Consider the following 17,207-nt stretch of genomic DNA (forward strand, 5'->3'; position numbering starts at 1 on the left):
AACACGGGCGTGCTCGAGTATGCCCGCGACGGCGAGAACGCGCGGCGGGCCGACGTCCGCGACGCCGACGGCCTCACCGCCGTCGCCCCCCCCCACCGGGCCGCGCTCCCCGCCGCGGCCCCCGGCGGCGTGGTGCCGCGCCGGGTGAGCCGCCTGCTCGAGCCCCCGCCGGCCGCCGTCCCGCCGTTGCTGGCCGCGGTGCCCGTGGGGCTGGCGCTGTTTTCCGTCGTCTGGACCGGTGAGGGCCTGCTCGACCTGGCCGAGCTGCTGCGGGCCGCCGCCCGCTGAACCGTTTGCCCCAGGCGGCGGTGGGTAGGCGATTCGGGTGACCGTGGACCTGGGCGTGAGCCTGTCGACCCGGCGGGACGAGAGCCTGCTGGAGCTGACCGGAACGCTCGACTACGCGTCCGTGCCGTACCTGCGCCAGGTCGTCTTCGAACGCTTCGACGCCGGGGCCCGCGACATCGCGGTCGAGGTGTCCGACCTGCGGCTGATCGACGCCTCCGCGATCAAGGTGATGCTGTACCTCCACCACCGCGCCGGCCAGCTGGACGCCACGATCCACCTCGCCGGGACCCGCGGCACGGTGCTCAGCGCCGTCGAGCTCGCCGGGGTGGCCAAGCAGCTGGGCGCCTACGACGAGCTGGACTGGCCGCCGTCGCAGCGCCAGCGCCGGCCGGTGGACCTCGACGGGCTGCACCTCGGGCACGGCCACTGGCCCCCGGAGGCGACCGAGCAGCTCGCCCGGCTGCACCGCCTGGCGCCCGGCGACCCGGGGCGCTGCCGGATCCGCGAGTCGGTGATCGAGACCTGCCTGCCGACCGCCGAAGCGCTGGCCCGCCGCTACGGCGGGGCCGGCGAGCCGCTCGCCGACCTCACCCAGGTGGCCGCGCTCGGGCTGATCAAGGCCGTCGACGGCTTCGACCCCGACCGCGGCATCGAGTTCGGCGCCTACGCCACCCCGACCATCGCCGGGGAGATCAAGCGGCACTTCCGCGACCGCACCTGGGGCGTGCGGCTGCCCCGCCGCCTGCAGGAGCTGCGGCTGCGGGTCAACCAGGCCCGCGACGACCTCACCCAGCGGCTCGGCCGCTCGCCGACCGTCACCGACCTCGCCCAGCACCTCGACGCGCCCGAGGAGGAGGTCATCGAGGTGCTGGGGGCCGGCCACGCGTACCGCCCGGTGTCCCTGGACACCCCGACGCGCACCGCCGACGACTCGACGACGATCGCCGACACCATCGGCGGCGAGCCGGCCGACTTCGGCATGGTGGAGTTCCGCGAGGCGCTGCGCGTGCTGGTCGAGCGCCTGCCCGAGCGCGAGCAGCGCATCCTGGCCCTGCGCTTCTACGGCAACCTCACCCAGACCGAGATCGCCGAGCGGGTCGGCATGTCACAGATGCACGTGTCCCGCCTGCTGACCCACGCCCTGCAGTTCCTGCGCCGCCGCCTCAGCGAGTGACCCGCCCGTCACCGGCCGTCGCGCAGGTAAACCCCCGGGCCATGGGTAACCCGGCGGCATGGCGGAATTGGGGTGGCTGGGGGTCGTCCGGCACGGCCAGAGCACCAGCAACGTCCGGGCCGATCAGGCCGAGCTGGCCGGGGCCGAGGCGATCGACATCGCGGAGCGCGACGCCGACGTCCCGCTGACCGACCTCGGGCGGGAACAGGCACGGTCGGTGGGGAAGTGGCTCGCGGGGCTGCCGCAGACGCGGCGGCCCGAGGCGGTGGTGGTCTCGCCGTACCTGCGGGCGCGGCAGACCGCCGAGCTCGCGCTCGAAGGGCTGGCCGTCCCGGCCCGCGTCGACGAGCGGCTGCGCGACCGGGAGCTCGGCGTGCTCGACCGGCTCACCCGGGCCGGTGTGGAGGCCCGGCTGCCCGGCGAGGCGCAGCGGCGGCGGCACCTCGGCAAGCTGTACTACCGGCCGCCGGGCGGGGAGTCGTGGGCCGACGTGCTGCTGCGGCTGCGCAGCCTGCGGCGGGACCTGCGCGAGGACCATCCGGGCGGGCGGGTCCTGCTCGTGGCGCACGAGGTGTTGGCGCTGCTGCTGCGGTACCTCGTGGAAGACCTCGGCGAGGAGGAGCTGCTCGGCCTGGCCGGCACCACCGCGATGGCCAACGGCTCGATCAGCAGCTGGCGCCTCGAGGGAGGGGTCCTGCGCCCCGAGCGGTTCAACGCCGTCGAGCACCTGCAGGAGGACGCCCTGCGCCGATGACCGTCCCGGTGGATCGGTCACGGCAGCAGCTCGATGTACCCGTCGGTTCCGTGCACGCGGATGCGCTGGCCATCGGGGATGAGCCGGGTGGCGTCCACCACGCCGACGACGGCCGGCAGGCCGTACTCCCGTGCGATCACCGCGCCGTGCGTCATCAGTCCTCCGACCTCCGTCACCAGGCCCGCGACGGTGACGAAGAGGGGCGTCCAGCTGGGGTCCGTGTGGGCCGTGACGAGGATGTCGCCCGGTTCGAGATCGGCCCGGGCCATGTCCAGGATGACCCGGGCGCGCCCCTCGACGGTCCCGGCGGAGACCGGCAGGCCGAGCAGCGCGCCGACCGGCATGTCGTCGCGCCGGTACGCTCCGGTGATGGCCTCGCCCTCCGACGTGAGCACCCGGGGCGGCGTGAGCGCTCGATACGACCTGAACTCGTCCTTGCGCCGGCCGATGAGCCGCTCGTCCACGCGGTTCGTGCGCACGACCTCGTGGAGCTCCTGGAACGTGAGGTAGAAGATGTCCTCCCGCTCACGAAGAACGCGGGCCTGCACGAGGCGCCCGGCTTCTTCCAGCAAGGCCTGCTTGTAGACGAAGTAGCGGCTGACCATGCCGTACTTCGGATACTCCCGGTAGCCGATGAAGGTCCGGACCCGGTCGATCACCCGCTTCGTCTCCTCGGCCTTGCGCTCCCCGTCGGGCAGGACCCGCAGGCGCTCCAGCAGCTCCTGCTCCTGCTTCCAGGCCTCCTGCCGGCCGTGCTCGAAGCGCCGCCGGCTCTCGCCCGGCTCGAAGTTCCTGACGTTGCCGAGGATCATGGGCACGAGCGTGGAGGGGCGTTCGCGCCAACGCGGCCGCGTGATGTCGATCTCGCCGACGCAGCGCATGCCGTACGTGTCGAGCCAGGACTCGATGGCGTCCCGCGCTTGCCGCCCGCCTTCGAGCCCGGGCAGCTCGTCGAGGAAACCGTCGTCCTCGACGTGCTGCAGCAACGCCACCACGTCCGGATGCGGGCGGATCACGTCAGCGACGTCGAGCAGCGCCAGCCCCATCTCCGACGTGACGTTGTGGGGCACGGACTGCGTGAGCGTGTCCGCCGCGTGCTGCTCGCCCAGCCACGCCTCCAGCCGCTCGTTGAGCCACCACGTGCCCTCCATCGCCGACATGAACACCTGATGGCTGCGCGGATCGAACAAGATCCGCCTCAGCTCCTGGATGTCCGCCCGGATGAAGTCGAGCAGCGCCTCCCCGGACCTCGTCCGGATGTCGCGTCGCGCGGCGGCGACGGATGCCTCGCTGCGCCCGATCAGCTCGGTGACGACGGCCGGATCGGTCTCGATCGGGGCCGGTGCGCCACCGGCCGGGGGCCCGGGGGGATCCTCGTCAGGCAGCGCCCGGATGAAGCCGTCGCGCTCGAGGATGGTCCGCACCGCGTCCCCGGTCAGCGGATCGGATCGCCCCATGAGCTCCAGCAGGCCGGCGCGGCTCGCCGGCGAGGCCAGCCTTCGGGTGATGTCGACGAACAGGCGGCCGCCGGCCTCGGCCATGGGCGCGGGGGTCGTCATCTGCCAGAAGGAGAGCCCCAGGGGCTTCATCGGGTCGGTCATCATCTGCTGATGGCCGACGGAGAGATAGACGTGGTGCTCCCGGTCGCCGGACTCGGGGATGGGGAACAGCGTGGTGATCGGCCGGCTCTGCACGATCCAGAACCCGTCGTCGACCAGGCACCATTCGATGTCCTGGGGGCGGCCGAAGTGCGCCTCGATCCGCCGGCCGAGCTGCGCGAGCCGCACGACCTGCGCATCCGTCAGCGCCGGCCGCTCCTGCCGCTGCGGGTCGATCGCCTCCTCCCGCGTCCCGCCCTGCACCGCACGCCGCTTGGCGACGACCTCGCCGTCGCGCACCTTGAAGACGTCCGGGTTCACCAGGCCGGAGACCAGGGCCTCGCCGAGGCCGAAGCCGGCCTCCACGGAGACGACCTTCCGGTTGGACGTGACGGGATCGGCGGTGAACAGGACGCCGGCCGCCTGCGGGAAGACCATCCGCTGCACGATCACGGCCATGTGGACCGTGCGGTGGTCGATGCCGTTGCGCTGGCGGTAGGTCACGGCCCGCTCGGTGAACAGCGAGGCCCAGCACCGGCTGACGTGCTGGAGGATCGCCGCCGGCCCCACCACGTTCAGGTACGTGTCCTGCTGGCCGGCGAAGGAGGCCGTCGGCAGGTCCTCCGCCGTCGCGCTGGATCGCACGGCGTAGGCGGCCTGTTCGCCGAGCCGGGCGAGAGCGTGGGTGATCGCCGCCGCGAGATCGCCCGGGACGGCGATCCCTTCGATGGCCCGGCGGATCTCCGCGCTGAGCGTGCGGATCGCCGCCCGGTCGTCCGGGCCCAGGCGGGACAGCCGATCGAGCCGGTCGCCGATCGCGGGCGCCTGCGCCACGATCCGGCGGAAGGCGTCCGTCGTCACGCAGAAGCCGGCCGGCACGCGGATGCCCTCGATCCGCGACAGCGCCCCCAGGTGCGCGCCCTTGCCGCCGACGATCGCGACCTGCGTCTCGTCGACCTCGTGAAGACCCAACACGTGCTGCTCGCTCACCGCGCCACCTCCGGGACGGCCGCGCTGTACTGCACCACGCTGGCCGCCATGCCTTGGTCCGTTCCTCGTCCGGCCGACGATTCTGCGGTACGACCCGGGTCTTGCGGCAAGCCCACCAGTCTGCTATACGTTAAGAGTGGCGAGGGGTGATATTTCCCTTGCCTCTATTTTTTGGCCGTCCGCCCGCGTGGCCGTTGTCCGCTTTCGCCACTCGCGCCGGCTACCGGCGACTTCCGCTGCCCCAATAGCACGGCCCGGAAGTCGGATGGACCTTGATGCGCCAGCCGATCCGGTCGAGCTGCTGTTCGAGGTCTGCGGGCTGGTGCGGGACCTTGACTGCAGGCGGCCGCACAAGCCGTCCGCCTGCAGGTGCGGCGGGCCCTGCAGGCGGACGGCGCCGGAATGGATCAACCGCTGGATGCCGGCCCTGAAGTCCCGGTCGGCGCGGCATCGGCCGGGGGAGTCCAGCCGACGTTCCGGCCCAGGTACGCGGCCAGGTGGTCGGCGGCGCTCGCCTCGTCGGGGACCGGCTGGGCAGGAGCGAACGAGCCGCCAGGCGTTCGCGGCAGCGCCCCGTAGATCTCCTGGACCGCGGCGAGGGTGCTCGCGGCGACGCCGGGGACGAGGTCCGTGGGCCAACCGGTCGCTTTGGCCAGGTCCCAACCGTGCACGAGCATCTCGATGACGACCTGCTCGACGAGCCGCCACCCCGGGGCCGGTCCGTACTGCTGCACCAGCATGCCGGGCCTGCCGAAGGCGGTCAGGGCGGCTTGGGCCGAGGCGCGGAAGGCGGCCACGTGGTCGTCGCCGAGGTGGTCGGCGGTGAAGTCGGTCCGCGGGTTGCCCTCGGCCAGGCTGGTCCACATCAGATTCTCGTAGACCAGGTGGTTGAGCAGGGTGCGCACGCTCCAGTCGGCGCAGGGCGTGGGGTCGTCGAAGCGTTCGGCGGTGACGGCGGCCACGATCGTGTCCACCTCGGCCAGGACCCGGGCGTACGCGCGGAGCATCTCCTCCGGATCGGACACGGCGGCGCCCTCGATGGTGGCGGAGATGTCCGCGGCGCGGGCGCCCGGTGCGGGGTTGGCGCGCAGCGCGGTCATCAGCCACTGCCCCGCCGCGGCCAGGCTCGGTCGCACGGGCCAGCCGTTGATGATGCACAGGAGCTGCCAGTACCGTTCGGCGCGCGGGTCGGCGGCGATCTCCAGCTGCTCGAGCAGCCGGCTGCGCGCGTCCTCGCCGTCGCCGCCCGGTCGCGGGTCGCCGCCGTCCTGCATGGGGAGCCAGGCGCCGACGACATCGGCCACGACCGGGTCGGCCGCGGGCGAGTCCGCGGGAACGCCGGCGTCGATCGCCTCGGTGACCCGCTGCACCCAGAAGTCGGTCACCTGCTGGACCGCCTGCACGTCGTGTTCGTTGTGCAGGCCGGGGGCGTGCCGCGCGGCGTACTCGCCCATTCTGCGCATCGCGGTGCGCAACTGCGGATCGTCGAGCATGTCGGCCAGTTCGATCCAGGCGTCGACCTGCTCGTTGGTGGGCTCGTCGGGCAGGTTCGGGGTGGCGGCCAGCAGGCCCTCCCGGTACCCCGAGGCGTCCAGGTCACCCAGCACGTCGGCGATGAACTGGTGAATGATCGCGTTGCGCTGCGCGGCGGACTGCCGCGCCAGCTTCGTCATGACAGCGAGCTCCTTGGTTGTGGAATTGCGGTTGGCGACCGAACGCAGCACCGCACATTGCACCCGCAGCGTGCGTATCTGCACCTCCAACGCGTCCGCGTGCAGTGCGGCCACGTCGGCAACGCTGTGCCCGCCGTCGAGGACATCACGGATCGCCGCCATGCCCAGCCCAAGATCGCGTAGGGTCCGGGCAAGTTCGAGGCGGGCCACCGCTCGTGCGTCATATCGCCGGTAACCGGCCGCGCTGCGACCGGTCGGTGGTACGACGCCGATGTCGGACCAGTGACGGATCAGCTTCACGGACAAACCTGACCGCTCCGCCAGCTCACCGATACTCAACAAGACGGTGTCATCGTCGGGCACGTCGCCAACCATCGGGTCTCCCACAGTGGGAGAGTCAACCCCATTCCCCGCGTGGCCGAGGCCATGTTCGCGCTCTACGCCGTGCTGCACGAGTCCATCTACGCCCAGGGCTCCCTGCCGACCGCCGCCGCCATCCGCGGCACCCGCGTCCGGGTCACCAGCGAGCACGAGCACGACGGCCTGCGCGTGAGCTCCGGCGCCGTCCTGGACCGCCTGATCGCCCTGGCGAAGGGCAACGCCTGACATTTTCCGAAGCCCCGCCGTCGGTACGGCATGACGTTGTCACTGTTCGCGGACGCCGCGACCGCCGAGCGCCTCGACCGCGCCGCCACCGCCCTGATCCGTCATGGTTTTGCCGCCGAGATCCTCCCCGACGCCGCCGCCGCGCGGGCCCGCGTCCTGGAGCTGATCCCGCCGGGCGCGAGCGTGTTCACCGGAGCCAGCGAGACCCTGCGCCTGTCCGGCATCGAGTCCGACATCAGCGCCGGCGACCGCTACGACCCGGTCCGCGTCAGGGCCCTGGCCATGGACCGCGCCACCCAGTCGGACGACATCCGCCGCTTGACGAGCGCCCCCGACGTCGTCCTCGGCAGCGTCCACGCCGTCACCGAGACCGGCAGCGTGGTCGTCGCGTCGGCCAGCGGCAGCCAGCTCCCGGCCTACGCCGGGGGCGCCGGCCGGGCCATCTGGATCGTCGGCGCCCAGAAGATCGTCCCCGACCTGCCCACGGCCCTGCGCCGCGTGGAGGAGCACTGCCTGCCGCTGGAATCGGAGCGCTCCAAGCTCGCCTACGGCGTCCCGAGCGCCATCAACCGCCTGCTCATCATGAACGCCGAACTCCGCCCGGGCCGCGCCACCGTCCTGCTCCTGCGCGAACCCATCGGCTTCTGATCCCCGGCTCCGCGCCGGGCGGCAACGCGGTGCTGCCGTGGACGGCCAGCACCGCGTTGCCGTAGCGGGCGCTTCGCGGTGCGGCCTGGGACCGCGCCGGCGCGCTGCTCGGCATAGTCGAAGTGATCTATCACAGGGCGGTTGCGTACCGGGGACTTGACAAAACCCTCATAGCTTATCGACTATCAATATACCGATAATCGATAAGTTGGAGGCTTGATGCGGATCATGAGAGTGCTGCGGAGACCGACCTGGCTCGGTGCGCTGCAGCTGGCCATCGTCGGTGGGCTCGTTGCCATGGCGGCGATCGGCGTCGTCAACGCAGTCGCGTTGGCCACGACCAGATCCATCGAATTTGCGATGCCGGTCGCCACCGCGCCAGGTCTGGCAACCGAGATCGGCGGCGTAACGGTGCAGGTAGTGGTGCCTGGACCGACCGGCTGGCAGCTCGTCGCTCATGCGCTCGTGTCGTTTCCCACCTTCGCTGTGATCGTGACACTGCTGGCACTGCTGCTCACGGTGGTTCACCGCGCCCGCCGGGGAGGTCCGTTCGACACCGCGGTCATCCGCCGGCTACGTCTGCTTGCGGGCGTCGGGCTGATCGGTGGCGTCGCCGCGCAGTTGGCCGAATTCTTCGTCCGAGCCCAGCTCACCGCATCGATCCCAGAAGACCAGATTCCGTACAACTGGCAAGCGCAATCCCATGTTGACATCGACCTGACACGGATCGGACTGTGGATCCTTGTCGGCGTTGGGTTCATGGCCTTCGCTGAGGTCGTCAACCGGGGCCGCACACTGCGCGCTGAACTGGACGCAGTGATCTGATGCCGCCCGAAGACGACCACCGTGTTGAGGTCCACCTGGACCGACTGCTTGTCGAGCGCGATATGACACTGACGGAACTCGCCAACCGCATCGGCCTGACACTGGCGAACCTGTCCATCCTCAAGAACGGCCGCGCACGAGCGATCCGCTTCAGCACACTCACAGCGCTGTGCGAAGCGCTCGGGTGTCAGCCCGGCGACCTGTTCACAGTACAAACCCAGGCCGGCCATCCGCCCGCCACAACCAGATGAAGCCGGAGAGAGTCGCCGCCATCCTTCCGCACCACCACCATGCTGACCGACGACCCCGGCGTCCCGCTTGTCCGAGTTCCCCGAGGTGCTACACGCCGTCACCAATCCGGAGATCTAACGGATCTGAGGATAAGCCTTTTGAATAGCGTTCCTGGTCGTAGTCCTCGGCCATGGTGCCGATGAGTGGAACGAGGGCTTTTCAGGCCGCTGTCCTCGTTACGGTAATTCGTGCCGATGAATGGGAATCGGGGAAGTCCCTGACGTCGAACGTGGCGAGGGTCAGGGGTGTTCCCTGATGCCCGCGGGGGCCGGGCCCGGTGACACTGTTTCGGCGCCTGGCGCCCCGGCGGGAACGGCACTGGAGGTCTGGATCATGGCTGCGAACAGGCGACCGGCGGCGGTCGCGGTCATTGCGCTGGCCATGCTCGCGATGGTGGGTGGCTGCGGGTGGGATGCGGGCCGCGCGGCGCAGCCGGCGCCCGCGTCCGCCTCCGTCGATGCGCCGGCCAACCCGGTGTACTTCGCCGGTTACGCCGCCGATGACGGCGCCGCGTCCACGGTCGTTCTCACCGGTGGCATCGGCGACTATGGGACCGGGCTCACCGTCGGCGCCGACGGCAAGACGGACCCCGAGCACCGCGGGCAGCTGAGGCTGACGCTGAAGCAGGGGTCGTTCCAGCTCGACACGGCCGCCCTGGACGGGAAGGTGGTGACCGCGTTCGGGCATCTCGCCTCCAACGCGACGTGCTCCGCGAAGGTGGAGGAGTCCGCGGCCGTGCCCGTCGTGGCTGGGTCGGGCACGGGCGCGTACCGCGGCATCACCGGCACCTTCGACCTCACCATCACGATCCTCGAGGACTTCCCGGCGGGCCGGTGCGACGCCACCGCGCCCCCGCTGGCCGAGGCGGTGTTCATTACCGGCTCCGGCCGGGTCGGGTACTGATCGCCGTTCTCGAAGAGGTGGGCCCCGGTCGCCGGGCAGGCCAGCGCCCGGCTGATCGCGGGACCGTACAGTTGCGCGTCACGGTTAAACTCGGGGCGCATGAAGATCGCGACCGTCGCCGTGGCCCTCGTCCTGGCCCTGGGCGGCCTCACCGCCTGCAGTTCCGACAACGTCGACTGCACCACCGACGCCTGCACCGTGACCTTGGACCGCGGCGTGCAGGCCGAGGCGTCCGTGCTCGGCCTGAAGGTCGAGCTCGTCGGCGTCGACAACGGCACGGTCAAGCTCGACGTCGGCGGCACCACCGTCAGCGTCCCCGTCGACGGCTCCACCCAGGCGCAGGGCTTCGACATCTCCGTGCAGAAGGTCACCGACGCCGAGGTCGTCGTCCGCATCCGGAGGAGCTGAACCCGGAGGGGGCAGAGCCCGGAGGTGCCGAGCCGGGAGGAGTCCAGCTAGGAGGAGCTGGCGGGAACCGGGGGTCGCGTCCGCGGCTCGCACCTGGCGTGAGACTTCTGCCTATCGTCCTGGTCCCGGTGCTCGCGCTGGCGGGCTGCACCCAGGCGGCGACCCCCGCCCCGGCCCCGGCCCGCAGCGGCTGCGGGTCGCCCGTCGACAATGGGGAGCTGCCCGAGTGGGCGCGCGGCGGGTTCACCGGCTCCTCGGCCGCGCCGCACGTGCTCGGCGACCGCGGGGAGATCGTCGCCGTGCTCTTCGGTCAGCCGCTCACCGCCGACCGCGCCGACGGCAGGTCGAACAAGGTGCTGTGGGTGGCCAAGGCGGAGTCCACCCCCGGCGACCTCGTCATCGACGCCACCCTCGACGGCACCGGCGAGACGGCGCGGCGCACCGTGACCGGTGGGCCCGGGCCGTCGATCCTCGACCTGCCGCGGGCCGGGTGCTGGCGGCTGCGCCTCGACTGGCCCGGCCGCCACGACACGCTCGACCTCAGCTATCGCTGATCCCGGGCGCCCATGCCTGTGGGCGGCAACGGCAACACCCAACTGGACGTGACCACCCCGCACCGCCGCCCGGCGCTGGTGCTTCACTGGACGGCTGTGACGCACGAGCGGGAGATCACCGAGCCGGTCGAGCTGTGCCGGGCCGACGGGCGGCTCAACCCCGACGCCGTGGGGTGGAGCCGCCGGCCGCTGCACCGGGCCGGCCTGCGTGGCTGGGGGCGGGCCAAGCGGTGGGAGTACTGGGGCATCGTCACCCCGTCCCACATCGTCGGGCTCGTCGCGTCGTCGCTGGACTACGCCGGGGTGCACGGCGTGTACGTCCTGGAGCGGGCCACCGGCGCCGAGCTCAACCGGGACGCGGTCGTGCCGTTCGCCCACGGGGTGTGCCTGCCGCCGGTCAGCGGGGCGGGCGCCGTGCGGGCCGCCGGCAACGGGCTGCAGATCGCCGTCGACCAGGGCCCCGAGGCCAGCCGGATCCGCGCGACGGCCCCGGGCGTGGTCGTGGACCTCGAGGTGCCGCTGCCGCCCGGCCACGAGTCGCTCGGCGTGGTGGTGCCGTGGTCGGCGCGGCGGTTCCAGTACACCGTGAAGGACGTCGGCCGCCCCGTGCGCGGCACGCTCACCGTCCGGGGCGCCGAGTTCGCCGTCGGCGAGGACGCCTTCGCCGTGCTCGACCACGGCCGTGGCAAGTGGCCGTATGCCGTGACCTGGAACTGGGCGGCCGGCAGCGCCCCGGGCCGGGCCATCCAGCTCGGCGGGAAGTGGACCGACGGCACCGGGGCGACCGAGAACGCGGTGTTCGTGGACGGCCGGCTGCACAAGATCGGCGCCGAGCTGCGCTGGACCTACGACCGCGGCGACTGGCTGCGCCCGTGGCGGATCGCGGGCGAGCGCGTCGCGGCCGAGTTCCACCCCTTCCACGAGCGGGTCGCCCGGACCAACCTCGGCGTCATCGCCAGCGAGACCCACCAATGCTTCGGCCACTTCACCGGCTGGGCCGAGACCGACGACGGGGAGCGGGTCAGCCTCGACGGGCTCACCGGCTGGGCCGAGGAGGCCCGCAACCGCTGGTAGCGGGCTCAGCGGCGCACGTCGGCCGGCCCTGGGCGCAGTGGGGGCCCGCAACCGCTGGTAGCGCTCTCAGCGGCGCACGTCGGCCGGCCCTCGGTGCAGCGGCAGCCCGGCCGCCAGCCACGCCTCCACGCCCCCGGCCAGGTCGGTCGCCCGGTGCAGGCCGACCCGGCGCAGGCTCTGCGCGGCGAGGCTGGAGCTGTACCCCTGCCGGCACACCACGATCACCTCGACGTCGTAGCCGGTCGCCTCCGGGATCCGTGCGTCGCTGGCCGGGTCGAGCCGCCACTCGAGCACGGTCCGGTCGATGACGAGCGCGCCCGGCAGCTCGCCGGTCTCGGCCCGCTGCGTCTCCGTGCGGGTGTCGACGAGCAGCGCGCCCCCGCGCCGGGCCGCCTGCGCCTCCAGCGGCGTGTACCGCCGGACTCCGGCCCGGGCCTCGGCGAGCAAACGATCGATACCGGTGTGATCGACATGAGTAGATGTCGGCAAGGTCATGGCACGATTGTGCCCCGCAGGCCCTCGGGCACGGTCCAGAACTGGTCCGGCCGGTCGACCACCGGCGCGGCCAGGCCCTCCCGGCCGACCCGGTCCAGGCGCAGCAGGAACGCGGCGATCCCGGCCGCACCCTGCATCCACGTCGTGCGCGGCGGCAGCAGCGGCGGGTCCGCCCGGTGCTCGACGAAGCGCCAGTAGACCCCGTCGCCGTCCCGGATCGCCCGCTCGGCGAGCGCGTCGCCCATCCGCCGCGCCCCGGCCCAGGCCGCCGCCGCGGTGCCGTCCGCGGCGTCCTGCGCCGCGTCGAGGAGGATGTCGCCCACGCCGGCGGTACCGCAGCAGCGCCCGTCGTTGTCCCAGAACCCGGGCCGCAGCCGCTGCGGCACGCCCGATGTCAGCACGGCGTGCAGGCAGCGGCGGCGCAGGTCGTCCCGGCCCAGGGCGGCGAAGAGCTGGGACGTGCCCGCGGGGCCATGGCACCAGTTGTACGTCACCGGCTCCACGTCCCGCGTCGACTCCGGGATGGTGTGCTCCACCACGAACCCGCCGCCGGAGCGCGACGCGATCGCGGCCAGGTGGTCGGCCCCGCGCCCAGCCGCGGCCGTGAAGTCGTCGCGGCCGAGCAGCGCCCCGGCCACCGCGAGGGCGGCCGCGACCCCGGCCGTGCCGTGCGAGAAGTTCGGCGTGCTGGACGCGTGCCCCGGCCACATCCGCCAGTTCAGGCCCGCGTCGGTCCCCTCGGCCGCGGCCAGCAGCGCCTCCCCGCCGTGCTCGGCCAGCCCCCGGTCGCCGGCCCACACCGCGGCCATGACAATCCCGGCGGTGCCCATCACCACGTCGGTCAGCGGCCCGTCCGGCCCGACCCCGAGCGTGCTGTCCCAGCCGCCCGACCGGCGCAGCTCGGCCAGGCGGTCCAGCGCCACCCGCTCGGTCCCCGGCGCGAGCAGCCGCAGGGCGGTGACGTCGCCGGCCAGCCCGTCGTAGAGGGACGGCTCGTCGCGTGTCGCGGCCTGCCGGGTCAGCCGCGCCACGATCCCGCCGGCGAGGTCCGACTCGGCGGCGGTCCAGGGGCGGGTCAGGGCGATCTCGGCGAGCACCGGGGCGAGGCCGGCGATCCCGGCGTACAGCGAGTCGCGGTCGCCGGCCGGCGCATCCGCCGGCGGGACCTCGGGCAGCCACGGGCCGTCGTCGTCGCGCACGTGGCCGAGCACCCACGCCCAGGCCGCCTCGCCGAGTTCCCTGTACACCCGGCCAACGGTACTCAGTCGCGCATTGAGTATCGACACCCATGCCCGGCCCGGCGTGTCCCGGCAGACTGTCCGGCATGCGACGCGCCCCGATCATCGCCGCCGTCCTGCTCCTCGTCGCCGGCTGTGCCAAGCCGGTCACCGGCCCCGGCGGTCCCGGCGGCCCATCCGTGGACCCTGCCCCGGAGTGGTCCACCTTCGCCGCCACCGTCACCGGCGTGCGGCCCGGGCCGGACGCGCGCACCGCCCTCGTCGACCTCGAGGCCAGGACGGGCCGGGAGGGCTGCTCGCACGAGCCGAAGATCGACCGGTACACCGAGGAGAACGGGCACGTCTACGCCAACGTGGTGCAGGAGGTCGCCCGGGGCGGGTGCCCGTCCAGGGCGCCCGGGGTCGCCACGCTCACCGCGCCCGAGCCGCTCGGCGAACGGGTCCTCGTGCTCAACGAGGAGGCGTGGGCGCCGGCGGGGGCGCAGTACCGCAAATGCAACAAGGAGCTCGGGTGCAATCCGCCCGCCGACCACTGCGACGGCAACTGGGTGCGGGCCGTCGTGCGGGGGCTCGACGTGTCGCGGCACTCGCAGGGCAGCGTCGAGGCGTGCGACGGCACCTGGCTGGTGATGACCGTCCCGGACGACCCGATGGCGTGCGGCGCCGGCGGCCGGCCGGGGTGCTCGGCGACCACGACGATCCGGCGGTACTTCATGCGCTTCGCCGAAGGCCACGGCTGGACGACGGTCTCGGTCACCACGGGCCCCGGCTGCGGGCAGGTGGCCTCGGTCGAGCCGGCGTTCCCGACCCGCCTGTGCGCCGACCTGCCCGCCCCGCGTTGATGCACCCGGACGCCCGCCCCATCCGGGGCACCGGGGAACTCCCAGGCTGACGACCAGCTATGGGGCGTATCAAAGTCTGTGTCATCAAAGCTGCTGTCCCTCCGCAGTAGGTGTCGTCGTGGGTGTCCGGCTGAGCGGCACGTTGGGTAGTGTCGATGTGTGGCGGGGGCAGGGCCGCGGCGTCGGGGGCCGAACCGGGCGGTGCCGTGGCAGCATGAGGGTCCGGTGTCGGTGTTGCGTCTGCCGTTGGATGTGCGTGAGCCGCGGGTGCGGCTGGTGTTGGAGCGGGTGTTCGGGGCTGCGTTCGCGGTCCGGCGTGCGGTGCAGCGTGACGCCCGGGCCCGGGTTGACGCCTTCTGGGCTGCTGGCCGTGAGCGGGCGGCGGCTGGGCCGGAAGCGGTCCGGGGCCGGCTCGGGTTGTCTCGTAGCGGGTTGGAACATGCCGCCTACCGGCATCTGGACGGTGCACCGCACCTGCGGCGGTATCTGACGAAGGCCCTGGCCATGCATCTGGCCGATGGGGTGTGGGAAGCCACTGAGCGGCATCTGTTTCCTGATGTCACCGGCCGTCGGCATGGCCGGCCCCGGCCGGGTGGCTGGTGGGAGTTTGCCGTGATTCCGGGTCGGGCTCGTTCGCATACTCGTGCCCGGAAGTGGGAGACGTTCCGGCTTGTGGGGAGCCTGGCCGGGCATTGGGCCGCGTTCGGGCGCGGTGGCCGGTTGTGGCAGCCGCGTCGGATGCCGGCCGTGACCGCCACCGCCGGCGGGGTGTCGGTGCGGTCGTGGTGGGATCACGACGGCCCGTTCGCGATGATCCTAACCGGCCTCGGCGGCGGTGACCTGGTCATACCGGTGCGGCTGCCGCAAGGCCCGGGCCGCCGGCCGGTCCTGGAGCACTACCTCGCCTATCCTGACGGATGGCACAAGATTGACCTGGTCCGGCACCGTGACCCGGGCGCGGCGGGTGGGTGGCGGTATGAGGCGCACCTGATGGTCCTTGGCCCCGGCTACACCTCGCCCGCCGTCACGCAGCGGCGTCAGGCTGCCGCCCTGCTGGAGCGGCGGGGCGGGGTGGACGTCAACGTGTCCAACCTGACCGTGGTCTCGGTCCCGGTCGGCCCGGACGGCGGGTTGGCGGCCAGCCGTGTCGCCCGCACCGGCGACCACGACGCTGTTCTGGTGGAGGAGCGGTTGCGGCAGCGGCGCCGCAACCGGGCCCTGGACCGGTCCCGCCGTGCTGCGAACCCCGGCCAGTACCGGCTCTCGCCACGTCAGCAGCGCCGCGCCGACCGGCGCCGCGCGGTCGGGCTCCCGCCGGTGCAGGTCACCGTGCCCGGCGGGCCACGGGTTGCCAACACCGTCGGGATACCGGTCCGCGCCTACCGGCATGACATCGCGTCGAGCACCTACCGGCGGCTACGGGGGCGGGTTGTTGCCGACGGTGCTGCCCGCACCAAGGCCGGGCACACCCGCGCCCGGATCACCGCCGCGGCCCTGGTCGCGGTCCACGGCGCTGGGTTGGTGGTCGAGGACGCCGATATCCGTGTCTGGGCCCGGCGGTGGGGCCGCGGTATCCACGCCTTCACCCCGGGCATGCTGCTGACCGCGTTGCGCCGCGAAACGACCGCGGTCGTCGCCCACACCGGCCGCGGACCCGGACCCGGCACACCGCCTGGACCCAGCACTGCCTTTGCGGCCAGCGGGTCCCGAAGGGCTTGGCGGATCGCCGCCACCACTGCCCTGGCTGTGGGCTGGCCGGGGACCGCGACCTCGTCGCCGCGCTGGTCGGCGCGCACACCGTGCTCACCGACCCCGCCGAGCCCGGCACCGCCCGGGTCGACTGGGATGCGGCGCGGGCGACCCTCGACCGGTACGGGGTCGAGGCCATCAACGTGGGGCTGCAAGGAGCCCTGTCCGAGTCAACCGGAACCCACCACCCCGACCCCCACCACACTGGTGGACGGTCGCGGCGGCCGCAGCCCACCACCAGCCAGCACAGCCGGCGGCGGGGCGCTCGGCGAACCTTCGGGACAAGCCCTCGACAACCCCGGATGAGACCCGCAACCACACCAGTGGCCGAGACCACGCCGGAACGACGAGACGCACACCCCGAACTGTCGACCAAGCCCGGCATTACAACCGGACTTCGATACAGACCTTAGCTGGCGGCCAGAACGTCGACGACGAAGCGCAGCGAACCCTGCGGTTGGCCGGGCTGGGGGTTGTCGCCGTAGGCCAGGGCGACCGGGATGTCGAGCTGGACGCGGCTGCCCACCTTGACGCCGACGAGGCCCTGGTCCCAGCCCTTGATGACGCGCCCGGCGCCGAGCTGGAAGCTGAAGGCCTGGGAGTGGTCCCAGGAGGCGTCGAACTGCTTGCCGTCGGCGTAGTTGACGCCGACGTAGTTCACGGTGATGGTCTGGCCCGCCTTGGTGGCCTCGCCCTTGCCCTCGACCTCGGTGTGCACCACGAGCGAGGTGACGCTGCCGCCGCCGGCCTTGACCTCGGGCTTCTTGGACAGCGCCGGGTCGGCGTCCGGCGGCAGGGGCGGGAACGCGGCCGTGGTCGGGGCGGCGGCGGTGGTGGCCTCCGCGGCGGCGCTCGCGGTGCTGGACGACGGGGCGGAGTCGCCGAACGGTCCCCACAGCGCCAGCGCGACGACGATCGCCAGGACGGCCACTGCCGACCCGGCGATGGTCAGGCCCTGCCGGATCTTGGCGGCGCGGACCGCCCGGGCCTTGGCCGCCTTGGCCAGCGCGCGCTTGTCGGCCTTGGTGAGGGCGGGCGGCTCGCCGCTGGGGCGCTTGGGGGTAGCGGTGCGCATCCGTTCGTTCACCGGCACACCG

17 protein-coding genes and 1 pseudogene are annotated in these 17,207 nt (G+C 72.8%); 13 read left to right on the plus strand and 5 right to left on the minus strand.

Annotated elements, in window-relative coordinates; translation table 11 throughout:
- The 3 genes and pseudogenes from AB0M46_RS31925 to AB0M46_RS31935 all read left to right on the plus strand — a co-directional run.
- Positions 1-288, plus strand: a pseudogene (locus tag AB0M46_RS31925) (M56 family peptidase); the annotation flags it as partial.
- 37 nt (positions 289-325) lie between these two features.
- Positions 326-1,462, plus strand: a complete 1,137-nt coding sequence (locus AB0M46_RS31930; RefSeq protein ID WP_363342078.1) for a SigB/SigF/SigG family RNA polymerase sigma factor — start codon at positions 326-328, stop codon at positions 1,460-1,462.
- Between the two features lie 58 nt (positions 1,463-1,520).
- The gene (locus tag AB0M46_RS31935) at positions 1,521-2,216 is read left to right on the plus strand and encodes a histidine phosphatase family protein (protein WP_363342080.1); all 696 of its coding nucleotides are present in this window, start codon (positions 1,521-1,523) and stop codon (positions 2,214-2,216) included.
- A gap of 17 nt (positions 2,217-2,233) precedes the next feature.
- Here AB0M46_RS31935 and rph read toward each other — a convergent pair whose 3' ends face one another.
- Both rph and AB0M46_RS31945 read right to left on the minus strand, forming a co-directional pair.
- Complete coding sequence (rph, locus tag AB0M46_RS31940; RefSeq protein ID WP_363342082.1) at positions 2,234-4,804, minus strand: rifamycin-inactivating phosphotransferase; 2,571 nt, start codon at positions 4,802-4,804, stop codon at positions 2,234-2,236.
- Positions 4,805-5,211: 407 nt separating this feature from the next.
- Positions 5,212-6,852 (minus strand): TIGR03086 family metal-binding protein, encoded by a 1,641-nt coding sequence (locus AB0M46_RS31945; protein WP_363342084.1) that lies wholly within the window; start codon positions 6,850-6,852, stop codon positions 5,212-5,214.
- A gap of 39 nt (positions 6,853-6,891) precedes the next feature.
- Between AB0M46_RS31945 and AB0M46_RS31950 the strand changes: the two genes are divergently transcribed.
- From AB0M46_RS31950 to AB0M46_RS31985, 8 genes are all read left to right on the plus strand, one after another.
- On the plus strand, positions 6,892-7,083 hold the full coding sequence (locus AB0M46_RS31950; protein ID WP_363342086.1) for a hypothetical protein: 192 nt from the start codon (positions 6,892-6,894) through the stop codon (positions 7,081-7,083).
- Positions 7,084-7,113: 30 nt separating this feature from the next.
- Complete coding sequence (locus AB0M46_RS31955) at positions 7,114-7,731, plus strand: LUD domain-containing protein (RefSeq protein WP_363342088.1); 618 nt, start codon at positions 7,114-7,116, stop codon at positions 7,729-7,731.
- 228 nt (positions 7,732-7,959) lie between these two features.
- Complete coding sequence (locus AB0M46_RS31960; protein WP_363342090.1) at positions 7,960-8,556, plus strand: hypothetical protein; 597 nt, start codon at positions 7,960-7,962, stop codon at positions 8,554-8,556.
- Positions 8,556-8,807, plus strand: coding sequence for a helix-turn-helix transcriptional regulator (locus AB0M46_RS31965; protein ID WP_363342092.1), 252 nt, complete (start codon positions 8,556-8,558; stop codon positions 8,805-8,807). Before AB0M46_RS31960 ends, AB0M46_RS31965 begins: the two co-directional genes overlap by 1 nt.
- 373 nt (positions 8,808-9,180) lie before the next feature.
- Positions 9,181-9,750, plus strand: a complete 570-nt coding sequence (locus AB0M46_RS31970; protein ID WP_363342094.1) for a hypothetical protein — start codon at positions 9,181-9,183, stop codon at positions 9,748-9,750.
- Between the two features lie 99 nt (positions 9,751-9,849).
- Positions 9,850-10,158 carry a hypothetical protein gene (locus AB0M46_RS31975; RefSeq protein ID WP_363342096.1) on the plus strand — a complete coding sequence of 103 codons (309 nt, stop codon included), beginning with the start codon at positions 9,850-9,852 and terminating at the stop codon, positions 10,156-10,158.
- A gap of 98 nt (positions 10,159-10,256) precedes the next feature.
- Entirely contained in the window at positions 10,257-10,712 is a 456-nt protein-coding gene (locus AB0M46_RS31980) for a hypothetical protein (RefSeq protein ID WP_363342098.1), read from the plus strand.
- 12 nt (positions 10,713-10,724) lie between these two features.
- A complete protein-coding gene (locus AB0M46_RS31985) occupies positions 10,725-11,786 on the plus strand; it encodes a DUF2804 domain-containing protein (RefSeq protein ID WP_363342100.1) in 1,062 nt (353 codons plus the stop codon).
- 66 nt (positions 11,787-11,852) lie between these two features.
- Here AB0M46_RS31985 and AB0M46_RS31990 read toward each other — a convergent pair whose 3' ends face one another.
- Entirely contained in the window at positions 11,853-12,281 is a 429-nt protein-coding gene (locus AB0M46_RS31990; protein WP_363342102.1) for a rhodanese-like domain-containing protein, read from the minus strand.
- A complete protein-coding gene (locus AB0M46_RS31995) occupies positions 12,278-13,528 on the minus strand; it encodes a lanthionine synthetase LanC family protein (protein WP_363342104.1) in 1,251 nt (416 codons plus the stop codon). Before AB0M46_RS31995 ends, AB0M46_RS31990 begins: the two co-directional genes overlap by 4 nt.
- Positions 13,529-13,605: 77 nt before the next feature.
- Between AB0M46_RS31995 and AB0M46_RS32000 the strand changes: the two genes are divergently transcribed.
- Both AB0M46_RS32000 and AB0M46_RS32005 read left to right on the plus strand, forming a co-directional pair.
- The gene (locus AB0M46_RS32000) at positions 13,606-14,361 is read left to right on the plus strand and encodes a hypothetical protein (protein WP_363342106.1); all 756 of its coding nucleotides are present in this window, start codon (positions 13,606-13,608) and stop codon (positions 14,359-14,361) included.
- A gap of 747 nt (positions 14,362-15,108) precedes the next feature.
- Positions 15,109-16,416, plus strand: coding sequence for a hypothetical protein (locus AB0M46_RS32005; protein WP_363342108.1), 1,308 nt, complete (start codon positions 15,109-15,111; stop codon positions 16,414-16,416).
- 103 nt (positions 16,417-16,519) lie between these two features.
- Here AB0M46_RS32005 and AB0M46_RS32010 read toward each other — a convergent pair whose 3' ends face one another.
- Complete coding sequence (locus AB0M46_RS32010) at positions 16,520-17,197, minus strand: FKBP-type peptidyl-prolyl cis-trans isomerase (protein WP_363342110.1); 678 nt, start codon at positions 17,195-17,197, stop codon at positions 16,520-16,522.
- Positions 17,198-17,207: the final 10 nt, after the last annotated feature.

It is taken from the genome of Dactylosporangium sp. NPDC051485, assembly GCF_040682015.1.
Lineage (GTDB): Bacteria > Actinomycetota > Actinomycetes > Mycobacteriales > Micromonosporaceae > Dactylosporangium.

Excerpts from the sequence above, each read along its gene's own strand:
- AB0M46_RS31935 (WP_363342080.1), top strand. The coding sequence starts at position 1,521 with ATGGCGGAATTGGGGTGGCTGGGGGTCGTCCGGCACGGCCAGAGCACC.
- AB0M46_RS31945 (WP_363342084.1), bottom strand. The coding sequence starts at position 6,852 with ATGGTTGGCGACGTGCCCGACGATGACACCGTCTTGTTGAGTATCGGT.
- AB0M46_RS31955 (WP_363342088.1), top strand. The coding sequence starts at position 7,114 with ATGACGTTGTCACTGTTCGCGGACGCCGCGACCGCCGAGCGCCTCGAC.
- AB0M46_RS31960 (WP_363342090.1), top strand. The coding sequence starts at position 7,960 with ATGAGAGTGCTGCGGAGACCGACCTGGCTCGGTGCGCTGCAGCTGGCC.
- AB0M46_RS31965 (WP_363342092.1), top strand. The coding sequence starts at position 8,556 with ATGCCGCCCGAAGACGACCACCGTGTTGAGGTCCACCTGGACCGACTG.
- AB0M46_RS31970 (WP_363342094.1), top strand. The coding sequence starts at position 9,181 with ATGGCTGCGAACAGGCGACCGGCGGCGGTCGCGGTCATTGCGCTGGCC.
- AB0M46_RS31975 (WP_363342096.1), top strand. The coding sequence starts at position 9,850 with ATGAAGATCGCGACCGTCGCCGTGGCCCTCGTCCTGGCCCTGGGCGGC.
- AB0M46_RS31985 (WP_363342100.1), top strand. The coding sequence starts at position 10,725 with ATGCCTGTGGGCGGCAACGGCAACACCCAACTGGACGTGACCACCCCG.
- AB0M46_RS31990 (WP_363342102.1), bottom strand. The coding sequence starts at position 12,281 with ATGACCTTGCCGACATCTACTCATGTCGATCACACCGGTATCGATCGT.
- AB0M46_RS32000 (WP_363342106.1), top strand. The coding sequence starts at position 13,606 with ATGCGACGCGCCCCGATCATCGCCGCCGTCCTGCTCCTCGTCGCCGGC.